Annotated in this window: 18 protein-coding genes and 1 riboswitch; of the genes, 10 read left to right on the top strand and 8 right to left on the bottom strand. The window is 38.8% G+C overall.

What is annotated here, in order from left to right; translation table 11 throughout:
- The first annotated feature begins 234 nt into the window (after positions 1–234).
- Genes serC through DBR11_RS13240 form a run of 3 tightly spaced genes read left to right on the top strand, consistent with a single transcriptional unit; the run spans position 235 to position 3,559 of the window.
- The gene (gene serC, locus DBR11_RS13250) at positions 235–1,299 is read left to right on the top strand and encodes a 3-phosphoserine/phosphohydroxythreonine transaminase (RefSeq protein ID WP_108553146.1); all 1,065 of its coding nucleotides are present in this window, start codon (positions 235–237) and stop codon (positions 1,297–1,299) included.
- Positions 1,300–1,307: 8 nt separating this feature from the next.
- On the top strand, positions 1,308–2,258 hold the full coding sequence (locus tag DBR11_RS13245; RefSeq protein ID WP_108553145.1) for a D-2-hydroxyacid dehydrogenase: 951 nt from the start codon (positions 1,308–1,310) through the stop codon (positions 2,256–2,258).
- A gap of 56 nt (positions 2,259–2,314) precedes the next feature.
- Positions 2,315–3,559 carry a DUF1015 domain-containing protein gene (locus DBR11_RS13240; RefSeq protein ID WP_108553144.1) on the top strand — a complete coding sequence of 415 codons (1,245 nt, stop codon included), beginning with the start codon at positions 2,315–2,317 and terminating at the stop codon, positions 3,557–3,559.
- A 119-nt stretch (positions 3,560–3,678) separates the two neighbouring features.
- Here DBR11_RS13240 and DBR11_RS13235 read toward each other — a convergent pair whose 3' ends face one another.
- A complete protein-coding gene (locus tag DBR11_RS13235) occupies positions 3,679–4,209 on the bottom strand; it encodes a hypothetical protein (RefSeq protein ID WP_108553143.1) in 531 nt (176 codons plus the stop codon).
- Between the two features lie 56 nt (positions 4,210–4,265).
- A complete protein-coding gene (locus DBR11_RS13230) occupies positions 4,266–5,045 on the bottom strand; it encodes an S-adenosyl-l-methionine hydroxide adenosyltransferase family protein (RefSeq protein WP_108553142.1) in 780 nt (259 codons plus the stop codon).
- A gap of 102 nt (positions 5,046–5,147) precedes the next feature.
- Between DBR11_RS13230 and DBR11_RS13225 the strand changes: the two genes are divergently transcribed.
- The 4 genes from DBR11_RS13225 to DBR11_RS13210 all read left to right on the top strand — a co-directional run bounded on the left by DBR11_RS13225 (position 5,148) and on the right by DBR11_RS13210 (position 8,484).
- Positions 5,148–6,113 (top strand): PhoH family protein, encoded by a 966-nt coding sequence (locus DBR11_RS13225; RefSeq protein ID WP_108553141.1) that lies wholly within the window; start codon positions 5,148–5,150, stop codon positions 6,111–6,113.
- Positions 6,114–6,140: 27 nt separating this feature from the next.
- Entirely contained in the window at positions 6,141–7,091 is a 951-nt protein-coding gene (locus DBR11_RS13220; protein WP_108553140.1) for a phosphoribosylaminoimidazolesuccinocarboxamide synthase, read from the top strand.
- Between the two features lie 92 nt (positions 7,092–7,183).
- On the top strand, positions 7,184–7,573 hold the full coding sequence (locus tag DBR11_RS13215) for an STAS domain-containing protein (RefSeq protein WP_108553139.1): 390 nt from the start codon (positions 7,184–7,186) through the stop codon (positions 7,571–7,573).
- Positions 7,573–8,484 carry a ribonuclease Z gene (locus DBR11_RS13210; protein WP_108553138.1) on the top strand — a complete coding sequence of 304 codons (912 nt, stop codon included), beginning with the start codon at positions 7,573–7,575 and terminating at the stop codon, positions 8,482–8,484. The genes DBR11_RS13215 and DBR11_RS13210 overlap by 1 nt, the downstream gene beginning before the upstream one ends.
- A 71-nt stretch (positions 8,485–8,555) precedes the next feature.
- On the opposite strand, the gene DBR11_RS13205 is transcribed toward DBR11_RS13210, so the two are convergent.
- From DBR11_RS13205 to DBR11_RS13195, 3 genes are read right to left on the bottom strand one after another with little or no spacing between them, the layout of a single operon-like run.
- Complete coding sequence (locus DBR11_RS13205) at positions 8,556–9,509, bottom strand: MlaD family protein (protein ID WP_108553137.1); 954 nt, start codon at positions 9,507–9,509, stop codon at positions 8,556–8,558.
- A 15-nt stretch (positions 9,510–9,524) separates the two neighbouring features.
- The gene (locus tag DBR11_RS13200) at positions 9,525–10,370 is read right to left on the bottom strand and encodes an N-acetylmuramoyl-L-alanine amidase (protein WP_108553147.1); all 846 of its coding nucleotides are present in this window, start codon (positions 10,368–10,370) and stop codon (positions 9,525–9,527) included.
- A 34-nt stretch (positions 10,371–10,404) separates the two neighbouring features.
- The gene (locus tag DBR11_RS13195) at positions 10,405–11,283 is read right to left on the bottom strand and encodes an N-acetylmuramoyl-L-alanine amidase (RefSeq protein WP_369974432.1); all 879 of its coding nucleotides are present in this window, start codon (positions 11,281–11,283) and stop codon (positions 10,405–10,407) included.
- Positions 11,284–11,339: 56 nt separating this feature from the next.
- On the opposite strand from DBR11_RS13195, the gene DBR11_RS13190 reads away from it, so the two are divergent.
- The 3 genes from DBR11_RS13190 (at position 11,340) to DBR11_RS13180 (ending at position 16,697) form a co-directional block, all read left to right on the top strand.
- Positions 11,340–13,979, top strand: coding sequence for a putative LPS assembly protein LptD (locus DBR11_RS13190; RefSeq protein ID WP_108553135.1), 2,640 nt, complete (start codon positions 11,340–11,342; stop codon positions 13,977–13,979).
- Positions 13,980–13,991: 12 nt separating this feature from the next.
- Positions 13,992–15,242: a competence/damage-inducible protein A gene (locus tag DBR11_RS13185; protein ID WP_108553134.1), complete on the top strand. Its 1,251-nt coding sequence runs from the start codon at positions 13,992–13,994 to the stop codon at positions 15,240–15,242.
- Between the two features lie 123 nt (positions 15,243–15,365).
- Complete coding sequence (locus DBR11_RS13180; RefSeq protein ID WP_108553133.1) at positions 15,366–16,697, top strand: dihydrolipoamide acetyltransferase family protein; 1,332 nt, start codon at positions 15,366–15,368, stop codon at positions 16,695–16,697.
- Positions 16,698–16,783: 86 nt separating this feature from the next.
- On the opposite strand, the gene DBR11_RS13175 is transcribed toward DBR11_RS13180, so the two are convergent.
- Genes DBR11_RS13175 through DBR11_RS13165 form a run of 3 tightly spaced genes read right to left on the bottom strand, consistent with a single transcriptional unit; the run spans position 16,784 to position 20,422 of the window.
- A complete protein-coding gene (locus tag DBR11_RS13175; protein ID WP_108553132.1) occupies positions 16,784–18,025 on the bottom strand; it encodes a homoserine dehydrogenase in 1,242 nt (413 codons plus the stop codon).
- Positions 18,026–19,084, bottom strand: a complete 1,059-nt coding sequence (gene metX / locus DBR11_RS13170; RefSeq protein ID WP_108553131.1) for a homoserine O-acetyltransferase — start codon at positions 19,082–19,084, stop codon at positions 18,026–18,028.
- A gap of 33 nt (positions 19,085–19,117) precedes the next feature.
- A complete protein-coding gene (locus DBR11_RS13165) occupies positions 19,118–20,422 on the bottom strand; it encodes an O-acetylhomoserine aminocarboxypropyltransferase/cysteine synthase family protein (RefSeq protein WP_108553130.1) in 1,305 nt (434 codons plus the stop codon).
- Between the two features lie 282 nt (positions 20,423–20,704).
- Positions 20,705–20,818, bottom strand: a riboswitch (SAM riboswitch).
- Between the last annotated feature and the right edge of the window lie 160 nt (positions 20,819–20,978).

Genomic DNA, 20,978 nt, shown 5'->3' with positions numbered 1-20,978 from the left:
CGCCTGAACAAATGATTTCTGAATTAAAAAACATCAGAACAGATAGCGTTCAGGCTTAAAAGACTATTATTTCTATAGAATAAAGGCTATTTGCCTTTAGATAGGCGTTCCTGCGCCATAATGTGGTTATTTTTAGAGGTTTTGGTTGAAAAAAATGAACTTAAAGTTTGAGTTTTTCAACCAATTACTGATATAAAACTATTACATTTACCGTCAATAAAATTAGTATAAAACATGAGACATAATTTTGGCGCAGGCCCCTGTATTTTACCTCAGGAAGTATTTAAGCAAGCATCCAGGGCGGTTTTAGATTTTAAAGACGGCCTATCGATTTTGGAAATCTCACACCGTACACCTGAATTTGAAGGTGTTGTGGAAGAGGCCGGAAGATTAGTTAAGGAGTTGTTAAATGTACCAGAAGGTTATTCGGTTTTGTTTTTGCAGGGAGGTGCCAGTTTGCAGTTTGCAATGGTTCCAATGAACTTGCTTCCAGACGGTAAAACCGCTAGTTACCTGGATTCGGGTGTTTGGGCAAACAAAGCAATTAAAGAAGTAGCTACTTTTGGCAAAGCAAATGTTGTGGCTTCTTCGAAAGATGCCAATTATACTTTCATTCCTAAAGACTTCGCTATTCCTGATGACAGTGCTTATTTTCACTGTACTTCTAACAATACGATCTATGGTACTGAAATGTTTTTCCTGCCGGAAACTAAAGTTCCTGTAGTTTGTGACATGTCTTCAGACATCATGAGCCGGGTAATTGATGTATCTAAATATGATCTGATCTATGCAGGTGCGCAAAAAAATATTGGTCCTGCGGGTTTGACTGTTGTGATTGTAAAAGATGAAATTCTGGGCAAATCAGGCAGAAAGATCCCATCTATGTTAGATTATAAAGTTCATATTGAAGGTGGATCTATGTATAATACACCGCCGGTATTTTCTATATATGTAGCGATGCTTAATCTGAGATGGTTAAAGTCTAAAGGTGGTGTTGCTGAAATTGAAAAAGAAAACATTGCTAAAGCAAATGCTTTATACGCAGAAATTGACAGGAATCCATTATTTAAAGGAACTTGTGCTGTTGAGGATCGTTCCAGAATGAATGTTTGTTTTGTAATGAACAATCCTGAACTGGAAAAACCTTTCCTGAAATTTGCAGAAGAGAATGGTATTGAAGGCATCAAAGGGCACAGAAGTGTTGGTGGTTTCAGGGCGTCTATGTATAACGCTTTGCCAATTACCAGCGTACATACTTTAATTGAATTAATGCAAGTTTTTGCAGAAAAACACCAATAAATAGATTAATGACAAAGATACTAGCGAACGACGGGATTGATCCCGTTGGTAAATCATTATTAGAACAGGCAGGTTTTGTAGTAGATACAGAAACCGTGCCTCAGGATAAACTTATAGAAGCCCTTCAGCATTATGATGGTTTAACTGTAAGGAGTGCAACTAAAGTCCGTCAGGATGTTATTGATCAGTGTCCAAACCTAAAGTTAATTGGTCGTGGTGGAGTGGGTATGGATAATATTGATGTTGAATATGCCAGAAGTAAAGGCATTGCGGTTGTAAATACACCGGCAGCTTCTTCATTATCTGTTGCTGAACTTGTTTTTGCACACTTGTTTACGGGAATCAGGTTTTTGCAGGATTCTAACAGAAAAATGCCTGTTGAAGGTAGTACGAATTTCAACAACCTGAAAAAGGCTTATGCTAAAGGAATAGAACTTAAAGGGAAAACTTTAGGGGTGATTGGTTTTGGCCGTATTGGAAGGGAAACTGCTGCAATTGGTTTGAGATTGGGAATGAACGTGGTGGCTTATGATCTGTATCCGTTTAGCGGAAATATTTCGTTAAGCTTTCAGGGAGGCATTTCGGTTGATATTCCTGTTCAGACGGTTTCGCTGGAAGAAGTGATCAGTCAAAGTGATTTCATCAGTTTGCATACGCCATTTGCTGACCGACCAATTTTAGGAGAAGAGGAATTTAGCAAAATGAAAAAAGGTGTAGGAATTGTGAACTGCTCAAGAGGCGGAACTATTGATGAAACTGCTTTAATTGCAGCTTTAGACAGTGGTAAAGTTGCCTTTGCAGGACTGGACGTTTTTGATAACGAACCTACGCCTCAGCAGGCAATTTTGCAGCACCCTAAAATCTCTCTTACCCCGCATATTGGTGCTTCGACAAATGAAGCGCAGGAGCGGATTGGTACAGAGCTTGCTACTTTAATCATAGAGCACTTTAATAAATAAGTTTAAACGCATAAAGGAGTCATTTACAGACTCCTTTATGCGTTATTGATCGTCACATGCCAAATATAAAGCCGTTTAATGCATTGATTCCTGCAGTTGATCTACAGGAACAAGTGGTCACACGTCCGCTTGAAAATTACAGCACCGGGGAAGCTAAGCTGATTGCGTCTGAAAATGACTGCAGCTTTTTACATCTGATTAATCCTGAACTGGAAAATCCTTATCTGCGGGGAACCCGGCAGGAATTAATTTTTAAAAAGATCGGTGAAAACCTGGATGTATTCTTGGAAAGGAAAGTGCTGGTCAGACAGGGAGAACGGGCGATATTCGTCTATCGCACAACTCATGATGGACTTGTACAAACAGGAATCTGGACATTAACTCACATCAATGATTATCTGGAAGGCAAGATCAAAAAACATGAACACACTGTAGAACGCCGGGAAAGATTGCTTGCAGATTATCTTCAGCAAACGGGGCTGGACGCCAATCCTGTCCTGATTACTTATTACCCGGATGCTATTGTAGATACCGTGATTTCAAAAACAATACAGCAAAAACCGATTCTCGATTTCACTTTTGCAGATAGAACCGAGCATCAGGTTTGGGCTATAACAGATCAGACGGATCTTGATGCGATTGTATCTGCCTTTGCTCAGATACCTGCGGTGTATATTGCAGATGGTCATCACCGGATTGCTTCCATGGCGAAAATGGGGCTTCATAAAAAGGCTCTAAATCAGCATAAACATAAGGGTACAGAAATGTACAATTATTTTACTTCTGTATACATGAATACTAAAGAGGTTAAGGTTCTGGAATTTAACCGTATGGTTAGGAATTTGGGTAGCTTAACGGAAGCTGAACTCCTGGAAAAGATCGCTCTTTCTTTCGTTGTGGAGAAATCCGAAGCAATGGTTAAGCCGGAAAGATTGCATGAAATTGGTATGTATGTACATCAGCAGTGGTATCGCCTAATGCCTAAAAAGGGAATTTACAAGGAAGATGATCCGGTAGAGCTCCTGGATGTTAGTATTTTGCAGGATCATATCCTGGAGCCTGTTTTGGGTATACATGATCCGAGGACAGATGCAAGGATCACCTTTGAAGGAGGAAGAACGCCCATTTCAGATTTGCAGAAGCAAGTAGATAATGGTTTATTTGCGCTTGCTTTTACCTTGTTTCCAACCTCTGTAGAGCAATTAATTAATGTAGCTGATGCAAATGGTGTCATGCCGCCTAAATCTACCTGGGTAGAGCCTAAATTCCTTGTAGGTTTAATTACGAATTGCTTTAACTAAGAGAGTTCCTCAGTGTCCAATATTTATAGCCTATGATCACCTTTTGAAAATTAGTAAGGCTAAAAGGGTCTTTTTTGTAATAACTAGGCAGCAGGAGCTGGTTTAGTTTGACTAATATTTTAAACAGATTCCTTTTTAACATCATTTAATGCTTTAATTTTCTTTAGTAAAATATAACCCAGGCCGGCACATATGATGATCAGCAGACCACCAAAGTAATAGAATATGTTTTGCCTTAATACTTGTTTCTGGAGTTGTACTTTTAATTCATAATTTCTGTCCTGAAGTTTTTTTATAGCCAGCATATATTTCTGAATGCGCTCATTGTTGATGGTGGCTGTATTTTGTACCTGTTGCACCTGAACGTCTTTATAGTCCATAAGTACCTTGAGCTCTCTGAATATGTTGTTGTCGTTCAAAGCGATTTCTCTTAGGATCTCATTGGAGTTCTTGATGTCGTCTTTGGTCTGAAATCCGAAGATACCTGTCCTTGCCGTGAGGCTTTGTTCGTATTGCCCAAACTTTGCGCTTCTCTGCATGAGCAGGGCATTTATTTTAATGCGTTGCAGCTGGTATGCCGCACTGTCAGTCTGGGCAAAAGTTTGTGCCGAAAAGGCTATAAGGACCAATAAAAGTGCATGTTTAATCATTGTTTAATAATTAAGCAAATTTTATGCCTTAGCTTATTTCCTGGAATTTTGTCAGATTAGGGATGGAATTCGACCCTTAAGATATCGCCCAGGTGCAGTCCTAGTAAACCGCTTGCTTTTCCCTTGTTTATAGCTATTTCCAGGTGATTGCTGATACCAAAGAGACACAACTTTTCACCTTCCGGAACTTCGTTGTAATGCCAGCTCAGCTGGGTAATGGTTTCACTTTTTCTGAAATATAAGGTGAAGTCGCGGTTGCGCTGTACTTTGGTGAAAAGATCTTTGGTAATGTTTGTAATAACGTTGCAGAAGGTGTCAATATAGATGACACTTCCCCTTATGATATCTCTTTCGATAACAGGGTGCAGGAGCATCCTTTCTTCTATATTTTCTGTTGGAACGCCAATGTCTTTGAGTTTGCCGCCTTTAGCAAGGTGAATCGCGGCTTTAACAAAAATATCCACCAATGGAAAGTGAAGATATTTGAGATCCTGCATGATATTGAGCTCTACAAGTTCTTCCGGTTTTTCATCAAATAAGAGAGAGAAAATGCCATTATCTGCCCCTACAAAATAATGATCCCTGAATTTCATGGCCACGTATTTTGTGTTCTCACTGAAAACAGAATCAATTCCAACCAGGTGTACAGTGCCTTTGGGAAAGTAAGGATAGGCATTCTTTAGAACAAATGCGGCATAAGAAATATTGAAAGAAGGAACATCATGGGTAATATCAACAATATTGGCAGTAGGCAAGATCGTCAGGATACTGCCTTTTAAGGCAGCCTGATAGAAATCTTTAGAACCTAAATCTGTTGTTAAAGTGATAATAGCCATTAAAAATTGAATATTTATTCTTAATCTTGCGTAAGCGGCAAATCGCGTACAAATATTCAATTTTTATATCAAAATATACACCTCAATCTAAAAAACAATATTTTGAACGAATTAAAACTAACACTAGAATCGGTAGATCCGGCACAACTTTGGGGCACAAACAACGAGCATTATGAAATTTTAAAGCATGCTTTCCCAAAGCTTAAAATTGTAGCCAGGGGCAATGAAGTTAAGGTATTGGGTGATGAGCAGGAGCTGGGGGTCTTTGAATCTAAGTTTAATTTGCTGGTAGCCCATCTTGAAAAGTACAGTTCTTTGAACCCGAATGAAGTAGAATCTATATTGTCTGTAAAAGCTAAGACAGGAGCCACGGAAACGGTAGCTGAAAAAGTAAATTCAACTGGCGGAGGAGAGGTAATTGTTTTTGGTACCAACGGATTGATGGTAAAGGCTAGAACAGCCAATCAGCGCCGTATGGTAGACAGCATTGTAAAGAATGATGTGTTGTTTGCCATTGGACCAGCAGGAACCGGAAAGACTTATACTGCAGTGGCTTTAGCTGTACGGGCGTTAAAGAATAAAGAAATTAAGAGAATTATATTAACCCGGCCAGCAGTTGAGGCAGGGGAGAATCTGGGGTTTTTACCTGGAGATTTGAAAGAGAAGGTTGATCCTTATCTACGTCCTCTGTATGATGCCCTGGATGATATGATTCCGGCCGAGAAATTAAAATTGTATCTGGAAAACAGGACAATAGAAATTGCTCCACTCGCTTTTATGCGCGGAAGAACTTTAGATAATTGTTTTGTGATCCTTGATGAAGCGCAAAATGCAACGGATCTGCAGTTGAAAATGTTTTTAACGCGTATGGGACCTAGTGCGAAATTTATAGTAACCGGAGATGTTACCCAGGTGGATCTTCCCAAAAAGCAGATGTCCGGCTTACACAATGCTTTAAGGATTTTGGATGATATTCCTGGAATAGACATCATTTACTTAACCGGCGAAGATGTAGTAAGACATAAATTAGTAAAACGAATCCTTAAAGCCTACGGCGATATTCAATAATTAATAACATATGCGATTTGCATAACCATGAAAGCAATAAAAGAAACAAAATTTAATTTTCCAAAGCAAACCAGCTTCTATAAAGGTAAGGTGAGAGATGTGTATACCATAGACGAACGTTTTATGGCAATGGTGGTTACAGACAGGATCTCTGCATTTGATGTGGTATTGCCTGAAGCAATCCCTTTTAAAGGGCAGGTTTTAAATCAGATCGCTGCTAAGTTTTTATCTGCAACAAAAGATATTGTGCCTAATTGGGTAATTGAAGTTCCGGATGAAATGGTTACTGTGGGAAGAATTTGTGAGCCGTTTAAAGTAGAAATGGTGATCAGAGGTTATCTTGCTGGACATGCCTGGAGAGAGTATAGTGCGGGAAGAAGAACTGTGTGCGGTGTTTCTTTACCTGAAGGTTTGAAAGAGAACGACAAACTGCCAGAGCCAATTATTACACCAACTACTAAGGCAGCGGTTGGACATGATGAAGATATTTCCAGGGAAGATATCCTTTCCAAAGGAATTGTTTCTATTACTGACTATGATGCTTTGGAGAACTACACCAGGGCTTTATATCAGCGTGGAACTGAAATGGCTGCTGAGCGCGGTTTAATCCTGGTGGATACGAAGTATGAGTTTGGTAAAGCTGGAAATACAATCTATTTAATTGATGAAATCCATACACCAGATTCCTCGCGCTATTTCTATGCTGATGGTTATCAGGAAAGACAAAATAGCGGAGAGGCTCAAAAACAGCTTTCTAAAGAGTTTGTTAGAAAGTGGCTGATTGAAAATGGTTTCCAGGGAAAAGACGGACAGTCTGTACCAGAAATGACGCCTGCAATCGTTGAGTCAATCTCTGAACGGTATATCGAGTTGTATGAGCAAATCACCGGAGATAAATTCGTGAAAAATGAGGCTGAAAACGTGGTCGTACGGATTGAACAGAATGTTTCTGCTTGTATAGAGGGGCTTTTGGTTTAATTGCGAATTTTTAGGTAATAGATTAATATTAAGTAGATTAGAAACAAATACGAATAAAAATATTATTTTCGTATCATATAAAAACCAATGCTATGAAGTTTTCGATAGATAAACATGAAAAGTATGTCGTTATTTCATTAAATGAAGTAAAATTCAGTAATGAAATAACGCCAAAGTTGAAGTCTGAGTTTATTTTATTGAACGCAGAAGGATATTGCAATATTGTGCTGGACCTATCCATGGTCGAAGAATGCACAGATTGCCAGGATTTAAGTAGCTTACTTGTGGGAGACAGGCTTTGCAAAAATGCAAATGGCTTATTTATAGTGACGGGTATTAACGAACAAATTGCGCAGATTATAGAGATTTCAAATTTAAATCAATCGCTGAATATTGTTTCAAAACTTGATGAAGCTACAGACCTGATCTTTATGGAAGAGATAGAGAAAGAGTTATTGGGAAGTTTTGATCAGAAGGATTAATGAAGTTTGAAGTTACCATTTTAGGAAGCAGTTCCGCAACACCTGTATACAACCGGAATCCAACAGCTCAGCTTTTAAATTGCAACGAGAAATTTTATTTAATTGATTGTGGTGAAGGCACTCAACAACAATTGATCCGATATGGCATAAAGGCAAGCAAAATTGACTATGTATTTATCAGCCATTTGCATGGAGATCATTATTTCGGTTTAATTGGCTTGCTGTCGAGCATGCATTTGAACGGAAGGGTAAAACCTATAATGATTTTTGGCCCTCAGGCTCTACTGGAAATTCTGGAATTGCAGTTTAAATATTCGGAAACAGTAATTCGTTACCCTATTGAATTTACTGCTGTTGAGGCTGATATGTCTGTTAAGATATTCGAGAACAATGATTTAACAGTGGAGACTATTATCTTGAATCATAGGATCCCATGTACAGGATATAAATTTAAGCAGAAGAAAAGACTGCGGAAATTAATCATTGATAAACTCGAAGAGGATCATATTCCGCATGAGTATTTTCCTTTATTGAAAAGAGGAATTGATTTAAATTTACCTGATGGAAGGATCTTTCTTAATAAAGATTACACCCTGGATTCTGATGTGCCTAAAAGCTACTGTTATTGTTCAGATACGTTAGCCGATGGAAGTTATATGGAGCAGATTAAAGGCTGTACTATGTTATATCATGAGTCTACGTTTTTGCAGGAAATGCTGGATCGGGCAAATCAAACACACCACACGACTGCATTGCAGGCTGGCCAGATTGCCGCAGAGGCGGGGGTAGAGAAATTGCTTATCGGGCATTTTTCTTCAAGATATAAAGTTCTTCAGCCATTGCTGGAAGAAGCACTTAGCATTTTTGAACATACAGAACTGGCTATAGAGGGAAATACCTATACGATTTAGCCCTATTTGTATATAAAAAAAGGAGTGTCACGATGTGCGCACTCCTTTTTTTATGATCTTATTATTGACTGTTATTTGTCTTTTTTATTTCCTCCACCAAATACAGAGAAATGAACATAGCGTTTAGGATTTTCCTTTAGGTCAATCAACAAATTGTCCAGATTTTTTGAAGCATTGTTTAAATTGTCATACATTTTGGTATCATTGATTAACAAGCCAAGGGTGCCATTGCCATTGTTGATTTTACTGACTACACCTTGAAGTTCCAGCATTGCTTTATTGGCATTGTCTACAGTTTGCTTAAAGTTAGCTGCTGCAACCTGATCTGTCACACTATGAAGATTTGCCATAATGGCATTAATTTGCTGATTGTTGTTTTTAAAGTTACTGGAGATGGCTTCTACATTGGCTAGAATAGAAGATATTCTAGAACTTTCAGACCCTACCAGGTTGTCTACCTTTTTGGAGGTGTTTTCCAGTGAACCTAAAGTAGCTGCAATGCTATTGAAGCTTTTATTAACATTCTTTTGGAAGTCCGGGTTCATAATAGTGTTTACGCTGGTTAAAATGGAGTCCATTTTATTGATGATAAGTTCAGCCTTTTTTTGTACTGGTTGTACAGCCTCCATCAAATTCTTTTCTACATTGGCATTTAATGTATCTCCATCTTTAGCATAGATTTTTCCATTTCCAAGTGCCATTACAATGGCCTTGCTTCCAAGCAGATCCGTACTTTCCAAACGCGCAATACTGTTTGTAGGAATTTCATATTTACCTTTTATCTTCAATGTTGCTAAGATAGAACCGTCAGGCTGGAGTTGTAACTTATCTACCCGGCCAATCTGATAACCATTGATCAGAACTGGTTTAGATACATTAAGTCCATCAACACGTGAATACCTCGCATAAAGAACAGTTTCATTAGAAAATATTGCATTCCCCTTTAGGAAATTGTAGCCGATAATGAGTAAGGCTATGGAAAAGGCAGCCAGTATGCCTACTTTGGTTTCGTTTGCTATCTTCACGTATGTATTGTTTACTTAATTTAATTCGTTTTCTTTCTTATAAGTTTTAACAGCATTGAATATGGAATGTACAATTTCTGCCTGTCCTTTTGCCGAATTCATATAGCGTTCCTCCTCTGGATTACTTATAAAACCAATTTCTGTCAAAACTGCCGGCATCCCGCATCTTTGTAAAATCAAAATACCCTGCTCTTTTATCCCTCTGCTTAGTCTGTGGTCAACTTTGGAATAATTGTGCTGGATTAGTTTGGCCAGTTCCATACTTTTATCCCTGAACTTATTTTTAAACAAAGATAATATAATAAATGTTTCGGGATCACTGGGATCGTATCCATCATAATTTTGTTTATAGTTCTTTTCAAGTTTAATATCGGCATTTTCCCTGATCGCTACATCTTGTTCATTAATTCGGTGCATACCTGCAACAAAAGTTTCCGTTCCTCTTGTCGATGTATTTTTAGACGTTTTATATATAGGTACCTTTTTCCCGTGTTTCCTGCTATATCCCGTAATGACGCGGTGATCTGGCATAGAGTTGCAATGGATAGAAATGAAGATGTCGGCCTTAGCGTCATTTGCAATTTCGGCCCTTTTATAGAAGTCTACATCTACATCTTTCTTTCTGGTGTAAAGTACTTTTACTCCAGGCATATCCTCCTCAAACTTTTTCCCCAATTTTAAGGCTACTTCTAAAGCGATATCCTTTTCGTAAGAAATAGCCCCTCTGGCACCCGGTTTTCTTCCACCATGGCCTGCATCGATCACGATGGTTCTGACTTTATAATGACTTTGAGAAAAAGCAATAGGGGTATAGATAAATAATAATAAGGGAACTATAAATATCTTTACGCGATGACTCATTTCTAATTTGCTTTTTATGTAGCTGATGAGTGAATTAACGCTCAACAGAAGCTTTATAATTCTGTATTGCTTTTAGCAAACAATTGGTGATTTCAATCTGGCCAGCTTCTGAATTCATATAATCTTCTTCGGTTGGGTTACTGATAAATCCAATTTCTGTTAAAATCGCAGGCATTCCTGCTCGTGCTAAAACAGCAAGACTTTTTTCTTGCACTCCGCGGTCTATACGTCCAACGTTGATGTATTGGTCTTGTACCATTTTTGCCAGTTTAAGACTTTGGGTACGGTACGCATTTTTCATTAGAGACAGAATGATGTAGTTTTCCGGATTATTCGGGTCAAATCCCTCATAGTTCTCTTTATAGTTATCCTCTAACAATATAGCTTCATTCTCCCTTTTGATCACTTCATCCTGCTCGTTCATTCGTCCCATACCAGAAACGAAGGTTTCAGTACCTCGTGTTGATGTACTTTTTCTGCTTACCGTTTCCGTGATTGGAATTCTTTTCCCTCTTTTTCCTTTTCTATAGCCAGTAACTATAGTAGATCTGTATACGGGCATGTCGTTACAGTGTATAGAAATGAAGAGATCGGCCTTAACTTTATTAGCGAGGCCAATTCTATCATAAAGCGGAATAAAGACATCTTCAGATCTGGTATAGACCACTTTAACATCTGGAAGGTTTTGCTCTATTGCTTTTCCAAGCCGCAATGCGGTTTTTAAAGCTACATCTTTCTCTGTGGAATAAAGACCCCTCGTGCTCCCGTCTTTGCCTCCGTGACCTGCATCAATAACGATAGTTTTTATTTTATAATCTTGCGTAAAGGCTTGATAGCCAGTTGATGTGATAATAAATATAGAAATAAATGCGATCAATATTACATTTGGTCTAACCAATGCTATATTTTTCATTAATTTTGGACGTTTTGGATTAAACATTAATGCAAAAATAACATTCACAGACGAATTTGAAACTTTTACGCCACATCATTTTATTTAATTCCATCCTTTTACTGTCTGTCGCCAGTAGTAGCGCTGCTGCTTTTTCCAGTTTTTCGGCCTTCCAGGTACGCCAGCAGACCGATACAACGAAAAGAGATACCACAAAAAATAAAGTTAAAAATAATAAAGACGTTGATTCAAAAATAGAATATTCAGCTCAGGACTCTACAAAATATAGTAAAGACAAGAGCATTATCTATCTTTATGGTAAGGCACGGGTGATTTATCAGTCTTTTGAGCTGGACGCAGACTATATTCGTTACGACTCCAAAACCAATGTTGTTTTTGCAAGTGGACGTAAGGATTCTAAGGGAAAATATATGGGGAAACCCATCATTAAAATGGATAAAGATGGCTCGTCCATTGCCGATTCTCTTTATTATAATACAAAATCAGGTAAGGGGACTATTTTTAATACCTTTACTGAGCAGGAAGGGGGCTTTTTCTCCGGAGGACAGAGTAAAAAACAACCGGATGATGAGATTCATGTCAAGAACATGATCTATAGTACGTGTAACTTGCCACATCCCCATTTTGGTTTTTTTATTACCAAGGGTATTGTAACAAAGAACCAGGTTATTACAGGACCAGTGTATCTGGAAATTGAAGATATCCCGTTGCCGTTGGCACTCCCTTTTGCCTTCTTTCCAAAACCCAATAAAAAGTCATCCGGGGTTATCGTACCTAACATTGGTGAAGACGGAACACTTGGTTTCTTTTTAAGAGACGGAGGATACTATATAGGAATCAGTGATTACTGGGATGCCAAAATTCTGGGAACAATCTATACCAGGGGATCCTATGTTTTAAATACGTATACCAACTATATGAAACGGTATAAGTATAACGGAAGCATTAACCTGAGTTATACCAGTACCAAACAGGGTGTAGAGGGAACTGCAAGTAATACAGCTAACAAGGATTTTCACATTTATTGGTCACATTCACAAAACCCCAATGCAAATCCAGGCACTACCTTCAGTGCACATGTGGATGCAGGTACAGGATCTTATTTTGTAAACTCCAGGAATAATGGAAATTATAATCCACAAGGGATCTCAAGAAACGCCTTGGCCTCCTCGGTCAATTATGGTAAAACCGGGACTTGGTATAATTACAACGTTACTTTAAGTTCCAGCCAGGAGCTACAGGCCAAAACGATCAGTTTAACAGCTCCAAGTTTCACCTTTAACGTACAAAGTTTCAATCCTTTTGATTCCAAGACGAGGGTGGGTGAACAAAAATGGTATCAGAAACTGAATGTGGGCTATTCCATGCAGGCATCAAATACGATCAATACCACAGAAAGTGAGCTGTTTAAGCCAGATGCTTTCAAAAAGTTTCAAAGTGGAATGAGCCATGACATGACGGCCTCGCTGCCGTTTACAGTAGCTAAATATTTCAATTTGAGCATAAGTTCAGGTTACACGGAGCAATGGAATTTCCAGACTTACCGTCAAACGATGTTAAAAATCATTAACCGTTCAGATTCATTGGTTTATGATACTATAGCCGGATTTAAGCGTTTTGGAGTGATTAAACCAATCTCGTTTAGTGCGTCAACTAAGATTTATAATACTGCACAATTTAAAAACCTGGGAAAAATACAGGCAATAAGGCATGTAATGACGCCTAGTGTAAGTATAAATTATATGCCGGCAACTTCAAGTGGTATAAAGGAGCTGCTTTATCAGGACGGGACGAATGTTTATGATCCGGCATATAAACAAAACAGGACTTACTCCATTTTTCAGGGCTCCAGATTTTCAGGCTCTTCAGGCGCGCAGTCGGCTACTATGGGATTCAGTTTGAACAACGATGTCGAATTAAAGGTGGCTAACCCCAAAGATACTACCGGAACGGGAACTAAAAAAATTCCAATCATACAGGGGCTGAATTTTTCCAGTGGTTATGATTTCCTAAGACCAGCGTTTAAACTTTCCAATATTTCTTTTTCAGGAAGGTCACAGTTTACGGAAAAAATCGGTATCAACTTTAGCGGACAATTTTCTCCCTATGCAACTATGGCGGATACCTTGAACACAGGAAAAAAGATATTGCAGGACAAATATACCTGGTCAAATGCACAACTGCCCCGACTTACACAATTTGGTTTTTCTTTTGACTACAGCTTTAATCCGACCACTTTTCAAAAAAGACAAGATAATATGGATAAGTTAAACCAGGCTTCCCAGATTAAAGGCATCACACCAGAACAAGCCAATGCGCTTGCTGCAATCAGCAGAGATCCAAATGCATTTGTCGATTTTAATGTGCCATGGAACCTTTCCTTTTCTTATTCCTTCAATTACAATACTGATGATGCTGGAAATACGCCAACAAGGAATAGTAATCTGACTTTTAGGGGTGATTTTAGCCCAACTAATAAATGGAAAGTCACCTATGAATCTGGTTATAACTTTCAAACAAATAAGCTTGCATTAACTACTTTTACCATTTACAGGGATCTTCACTGCTGGGATCTTCACTTTACATGGGTGCCATTTGGTGCTTTTAAAATGTACCAGATGACGCTGAAAGTTAAAGCATCTATTCTTCAAGATTTAAAATTAAGTAAACAGGCAAGTTCATACTACAATAACTAATCATCATCAACTATGTTAGCTGAAATTATTACTATAGGCGACGAAATCCTTATCGGACAAATCGTTGATACGAATTCTGCATGGATGGCAAAACAGCTTAACCTGATTGGAATTAAAGTGAAACAAATTACTTCTGTTTCAGATGATGCAGCGCATATTATACAAGCGCTGGACGAAGCGAGGAAAAGAGCACAGATCATCCTGATTACAGGAGGCTTGGGCCCGACAAAAGATGATATTACTAAAATAACCCTCGCCAGGTATTTTAAAATGGGTTTCAGAAGAGATGAAGAAACCTTAAAGCATGTAGAAGGTATTTTTGAGCGGTTTAAAAGACCAATGCTTGAAGTGAATAGAAAACAGGCTGATGTTCCGGATGGCTGTACAGTAATCAAAAATAAAAATGGAACTGCACCTTGTATGTGGTTTGAAGATCATGGAGACATATTTGTGTCAATGCCTGGTGTGCCTTTTGAGATGATGTATTTAATGGAGGATGAAATTCTTCCCAGACTAAAGAAATCATTTAAATTGCCGGCGATCTATCATAAGACGATTTTAACCGCGAACATAGGGGAGTCTTTCCTAGCACAGGAGATAGAAGAGATAGAAGATAGACTTCCGGCCACCATTAAGCTGGCCTATTTGCCCAGATTAGGACAAGTTCGTTTAAGACTTAGTGCTTCGGGAGAAAACGAATTGGCGTTAAAACAAGAGGTTGATCATTATGCTGATTTGATTGTACAAAAAGTTAAGTCTTTTGTTGTTATTGATGAAGACGTGCCATTGGAAAAAGCTTTGCTTGATCTTATGGAAGCTAAGAAACTAACCTTGTCTACCGCTGAAAGTTGTACAGGAGGGTATATTGCCCATCTGATTACACAGCACCCCGGTTGTTCAAAGGTATATGAGGGTGGCGCGGTTACCTATTCCTATGAATTAAAGGAATCTGTATTAGGGGTTCAGAAAGCGACCTTAAATGATTTTGGGGCTGTGAGTGAGCAGACCGTAAAAGAAATGGCTGAAGGAGCTGTAAAACACTTTAAAACAGATTATGCCGTGGCTGTAAGCGGTATAGCTGGTCCTGACGGAGGTACGCCCGATAAACCAGTCGGTACAGTGTGGATTGCTGTGGCAAGTAGAGATGGTGCAGAGGCTAAAGTTTTTAATTTTGGAAATAAACGCGTGCAAAATATAGAGCGGTCTGCCATTGCAGCATTGAACATGCTGTTCACTCGGGTAAAGTCTGAATCTTCCAAATAAAAGTCTGTTTGGGGTTGAATTTGTAGAATAAATGAGATTGAATTCAAAGTTAACTATCATTAAGTCTTCAAAAAGATTTACTTTTGCAGCGGATACCGAATTTTAAATTTACTGTAAACCAAAATGGCTCAATACGAATTACTGTTACCCAAAATGGGGGAGAGCGTTGCAGAAGCAACCATTATTAAATGGGTTAAACAACCCGGTGATATGATACAGCTGGATGACACAATATTGGAAATTGCTACCGATAAAGTAGATTCAGAAGTGCCGTCGCCAGTTGCAGGTAAACTCGTTAAACAGTTGTTTAAGGAGGATGAGGTTGTACAGGTGGGAGCAGTTATTGCGATTATTGAAACCGATACTGCCGCAGTTGCATCTTCTCTTGCAGAGGAAAAAATTGAAGAAGATATACAGGAAGAGATTATAGAGAATATTCCGGGAACAGAACAGTTACCATCCGCAGCGGTTGCTGTTGATTACCAAAGTTCTGATCGTTTTTATTCTCCTCTTGTGAAGAGCATAGCCTCACAGGAAAACATTAGTCTCGAAGAATTAAATACAATTAAAGGCAGTGGGGCAGATGGGCGTTTAACAAAAGACGATCTATTGAACTATATTCAAACCAACAGAGGAGATGTACAGCGGCAGACTTCTGCACCAGCAGTTCCTTCATCGAGAACTGAAGTTACACCTGTGGCTGCAGCACCAAAATCTGCGCCTGCAGCTGTAAATAGTATAGGTGGTGGTGATGAGATCCTGGAAATGGACAGGATGCGCAAACTTATCGCAGAACATATGGTGATGAGTAAACAAACCTCACCTCACGTGACGTCCTTTGTAGAGGCAGATGTGACCAATATGGTGCTCTGGAGAGAAAAGGTAAAAAAGAATTTTGAAAAGCGCGAGAACGAGAAGATTACGTTTACACCAATCTTTGTAGAGGCTGTGGCCAAGGCCATTAAAGATTTTCCGATGATCAATGTAACCGTTAACGGAAATCAGATCATTAAAAAAAGAGATATTAATATTGGAATGGCAGCTGCTCTTCCAAGTGGCAACCTTATTGTTCCCGTGATCAGAAATGCAGACCAGCTGAACCTGGTTGGATTAACCAAATCTGTGAATGATTTGGCCAATCGTGCACGTATTTCAAAACTGAAACCAGATGAAACTCAAAATGGAACATTTACTTTAACTAATGTAGGTTCATTCGGCAATGTAATGGGCACACCAATTATTAACCAGCCGCAGGTTGCTATATTGGCCGTGGGTGCTATTAAAAAGAAACCAGCCGTACTGGAAACAGAATTTGGCGATGTGATTGCTATCCGTCATATGATGTTCTTATCTTTATCTTATGATCATAGAGTCGTAGATGGTGCATTAGGTGGTTCATTTGTGAGACGCGTTGCTGATTACCTGGAAAACTGGGATGTGAACCGTGAAATATAAGAAATAACAATAATCAAAAAGGCCCTTCACACATATGAAGGGCCTTTTTTTGATTATCAAAACAAAAACTAAAAATTTAACTAACTTTAATGTACAGCAGCCTCTTCCTCAGCAACAGCCTTGATTTGCTGTTCTGTATAGTTGTATTTTCCTGTATGTGCTATAAAGATGTCTTTTTGTTGTAGCAATTCTCTGTTTGCCAATAAATCCTTAAGGCTCACACTTCCAATTACATATTTATAATCCTCGCGTGAAAAACGTTCCACAATATTTTCGACTTTCAGCTTCTCAATAGTGTATTCGTGCACATAACGAATATAGACCTCTATATTTACATTGTCTGTGTGGCTTAACCCATTTTGCTGGTTGTATTTTTTGTATTCGTACTTATAGCCATAGCGTAAAGCAGCAATATCTGATAATACAGCCGCACCCGTAGGATGGCCGCCCGCTCCCTTCCCAAAAAAGAATTGTTTATCTGCAAATGCAGCCTGTACAGTTACTCCATTGTATTCATTTTCTACATTAAATAGAAAATCGTCAGACCTTACAAATTTTGGCAATACATAAGTAATAATCTGGCGTGTACTGATCTTTCTTGCAGTAGGTACTAATTTTATTTTGAAATTCTTTTCCCTTGCATAATTGATATCATTAGCAGAAAGGTGCTGAATACCCACATTTAAGATTTTGTCCGGATCAATAAATAATCCGTAAGCATGAGCCGTTGCAATAGCCAGTTTAAACTTCGGGTCATAACCACCTACGTCCAGAATAGGGTCGGTTTCAGCAAAGCCAAGATCCTGTGCTTGTTTTAAAGCCACATTGTAATCCAATCCTTCATTAAAGATCTTGGACAGGATATAGTTAGAAGATCCATTGAAAATACCACTAATGCCATGTAGTAATTCATTGTCATAATATTCTTCCAGGTTTCTGATGATCGGAATACTTCCACATACCGCACCTTCATATAACAGGGAGGCGCCATATTTTTCCTGTAATTCAACCAGTTCGGCCAGGTTATTGGCAATCATTTTTTTGTTGGCTGAAACGACGTGTTTTCCAGAGGTTAATGCTCTTTTTACAATATTGAAAGCAACTTCCGCATCGTCAATTAATTCAACTATAGTATTGATTTCCGGATTGTCCAGTAATTCATTGTGGTCTGTTGTAAACAGGCGGGCATCCAGATTCCTTTTTTTGTCCGGGTTTTTAATGGCAATCTTTATAATTTCCAGATTAAGGTCTTGTCCTTTAATAATGTCGTGCAGTCCCTGTCCAACCACTCCAAAACCAAATAATCCAATTTTAAGCTTCTTACTCATCTATGCTGTTTTATGTAGTTTAATTATTTTTTTATTTATACTTTCCTTTAAAAAGTTGCCGATCACATTTGTTAAAATATCGGTCTCTATTAAAAAGCCATCATGGCCATAGGCCGAACTGATGCTATGAAATTCTGCCCCTTTAATATGATCACTAAGAAATTTTTGTTCATTGACCGGAAACAGTACATCATTTTCCACACCAATAACCAATGTATTTGCTTTTACATTATTTAAGGCATCGGCAATGCTTTTTCTGCCACGGCCAACATTATGGCTATCCATGGCTTTGCTCAGGTACCAATAACTATAGGCATTGAAACGTTTACAAAGTTTTTCTCCCTGATAGTTTTGATAGGAAGAGGCCCTGAAACCATTTGTTTTATCATTTACGCTTTCTAATTGAGTAGAAGCATAAGCATCGTAAGTCCTGTAAGACAATAAAGCGATACTTCTGGCTACTTTAAGGCCTTTTAGTCCACCTTCTGGCTGCTGTGCAAAAAAAGTACGATCTGCACTAATGGCTAAACGCTGGCTTTCGTTAAAGGCGATTCCCCATGGAGAATGAACGGCATTGGTTGCTACCAGGATCAGATTTTCTATTTTATTGGGCTCTGAAATTGCCCATTCCAGTGCTTGCTGTCCGCCCAGTGAACCACCAATCAATACTTTCAGCTCATGGATTCCAAGATGATCGGCCAGAATCTGGTGAGCTTTTACAAAATCTCGTATGGTAAATTCCGGAAAGGCCAGATAATAAGGCAGACCTGTTACAGGATTGGTACTTAAAGGGTTTGTAGTGCCGTAATGAGAGCCAATTACATTTGCACAAACTATAAAATGTTCTTCAGGATTAAACAGTGCGTTACCCCCAAATAAACCTTTCCACCAGTCCAGCACATCTGCATTGGCAGTGAGGGCATGGCAAGCCCAGATCACATTATCTTTCTTCGCATTTAATTTGCCATAAGTATGATAGGCGATCTGTAAACCACGGAGCTTTTTACCACTCTCCAGTTTAAAAAGCTTTGTATAATTATAGGTGTTCGTCGTACTCATTTTGTTTTGTTTGTTGATCTTAAGCAGGGGGTGTTACGGATTAATCTTACTGAAGGCCTGCTCAAAATCGGCTTTGATATCATCAATATGTTCTATACCAACAGAAACACGTAGAAGTGTAGCACTTACACCTGCTGCTTCCTGTTCAGCTTCGCTTAATTGCTGGTGAGTGGTTGCCGACGGTTGTATAATTAATGTTTTTGCATCCCCAACATTGGCCAGATGACTCACCAATTTAAGATTGTCTACCACGGCTGTTACATCCTCTTTACTACCTTTTAGTTCAAAAGAAAGCACCGCGCCAAAACCATGTTTAAGATATTTTTTTGCATTGGCATGATAAGGGCTACTTTCTAGTCCAGGGTAATTAACCTTGGCTACAGAAGGGTGATTTTCCAGCCAGGCTGCTAAAGCTAAAGTATTGTCTACGTGACGCTGTACACGCAGGGATAAAGTTTCCAGTCCCTGAATTAATAGGAATGAATTGAAAGGAGATAGGGCAGGGCCAAAATCCCTCAGTCCCTCTACCCGGGCACGGATCGCAAACTGGATATTTCCAAAAGGGCCATTGCTACCAAATACATCGTTAAATACAAGGCCGTGGTAACCTTCCGAAGGTTCTGTAAACTGAGGGAATTTTCCATTACCCCAATTGTAATTTCCTCCATCAACAATTACACCACCAATGCTGGTACCGTGTCCCCCAATCCATTTTGTTGCGGATTCAACAACAACATGAGCTCCATGTTCCAAAGGACGGAACAGATAGCCGGCAGCCCCAAAGGTATTATCTACAATTAGTGGAAGATCGTGTTTACTTGCAATACCTGCAATCTTCTCAAAATCGGGAATACTGAAGGAGGGATTACCTATGGTCTCCAGGTAAATGGCTTTCGTATTTTTGTCAATCAACGGAATAAATTCTTCCGGTTGATCCACATTTGCAAAACGAACTTCTATACCCAATCTTTTAAAGGCGACCTTGAACTGGTTATAGGATCCACCGTATAGATGTGAAGAAGATACAAAATTATCTCCGGCCTGAAGTATATTATTTAAAGCGATAAATTGCGCCGCTTGCCCTGAAGCTACAGCCACAGCGGCTACTCCACCTTCCAATGCCGCCACGCGTTTTTCAAAAACGTCTGTTGTTGGATTCATGATCCGGGTATAGATGTTTCCAAATTCTTTCAGCGCAAAAAGATTTGCTCCGTGTTCAGAATTTTTAAAACCGTATGAGGTAGTTTGATAGATAGGGACAGCTCTGGAACCAGTTGTAGGATCTATTTCTTGTCCAGCGTGTAATTGCAGCGTTTCAAATTTATATGATGTTGACATGTAATCTTAAGTTAAGTGTATTGCTATTGTTTGTTGAATAGACTTTAGGAATTTCTAAAGTACAGGATTAAAGCGTACCTTCTGTTGAAAGGCCTTCCGGATTTGATAGAGCTACAAAAAGGAAGATTTTTGATTCTAGTATATGCAGCAGCACATACAAATAGCAGGCATTACATAACAACAAATAGAAGCTCTGGTTGAATTTAATTCAACGCTTGGATTGGGATACTTCTGATATTCGCTATTGCGGATTTTAATGTTGTTAATGTTCATCTTAGTTCAAATTTATCTTTCCATGATAACACCCGTTATCTGGTCAGGAATTGGCACCTTCTTCCGTTAGGTAGGGTTGCCAGTGGGTCAGTGAGCCTGTCTCTCGCCACTTCTTTATAAATCAAACCTTCATTAAAGAGGTGTTGACTTTGTCAGCTATTCGCTGATCATGCGTCAAATGTAGTAATAAAAAATTACAAGCAAAATAAAATTCTGAAAATTTTATAAATAATGCTGGTCTGAGCAATTAAATTAGGTTAATATTAATTAGGCAACTTAATAT

The organism is Pedobacter sp. HMWF019, assembly GCF_003061025.1.
Taxonomy (GTDB): Bacteria; Bacteroidota; Bacteroidia; order Sphingobacteriales; family Sphingobacteriaceae; genus Pedobacter.
Note: the sequence above shows the minus strand (reverse complement) of the source record. Positions and strands in the feature narration are given on the sequence as shown.

Coding starts and splice junctions, on each gene's coding strand:
- serC (WP_108553146.1), top strand. CDS start 235: ATGAGACATAATTTTGGCGCAGGCCCCTGTATTTTACCTCAGGAAGTA.
- DBR11_RS13245 (WP_108553145.1), top strand. CDS start 1,308: ATGACAAAGATACTAGCGAACGACGGGATTGATCCCGTTGGTAAATCA.
- DBR11_RS13240 (WP_108553144.1), top strand. CDS start 2,315: ATGCCAAATATAAAGCCGTTTAATGCATTGATTCCTGCAGTTGATCTA.
- DBR11_RS13235 (WP_108553143.1), bottom strand. CDS start 4,209: ATGATTAAACATGCACTTTTATTGGTCCTTATAGCCTTTTCGGCACAA.
- DBR11_RS13230 (WP_108553142.1), bottom strand. CDS start 5,045: ATGGCTATTATCACTTTAACAACAGATTTAGGTTCTAAAGATTTCTAT.
- DBR11_RS13220 (WP_108553140.1), top strand. CDS start 6,141: ATGAAAGCAATAAAAGAAACAAAATTTAATTTTCCAAAGCAAACCAGC.
- DBR11_RS13215 (WP_108553139.1), top strand. CDS start 7,184: ATGAAGTTTTCGATAGATAAACATGAAAAGTATGTCGTTATTTCATTA.
- DBR11_RS13210 (WP_108553138.1), top strand. CDS start 7,573: ATGAAGTTTGAAGTTACCATTTTAGGAAGCAGTTCCGCAACACCTGTA.
- DBR11_RS13200 (WP_108553147.1), bottom strand. CDS start 10,370: ATGAGTCATCGCGTAAAGATATTTATAGTTCCCTTATTATTATTTATC.
- DBR11_RS13195 (WP_369974432.1), bottom strand. CDS start 11,283: ATGAAAAATATAGCATTGGTTAGACCAAATGTAATATTGATCGCATTT.
- DBR11_RS13185 (WP_108553134.1), top strand. CDS start 13,992: ATGTTAGCTGAAATTATTACTATAGGCGACGAAATCCTTATCGGACAA.
- DBR11_RS13180 (WP_108553133.1), top strand. CDS start 15,366: ATGGCTCAATACGAATTACTGTTACCCAAAATGGGGGAGAGCGTTGCA.
- DBR11_RS13175 (WP_108553132.1), bottom strand. CDS start 18,025: ATGAGTAAGAAGCTTAAAATTGGATTATTTGGTTTTGGAGTGGTTGGA.
- metX (WP_108553131.1), bottom strand. CDS start 19,084: ATGAGTACGACGAACACCTATAATTATACAAAGCTTTTTAAACTGGAG.
- DBR11_RS13165 (WP_108553130.1), bottom strand. CDS start 20,422: ATGTCAACATCATATAAATTTGAAACGCTGCAATTACACGCTGGACAA.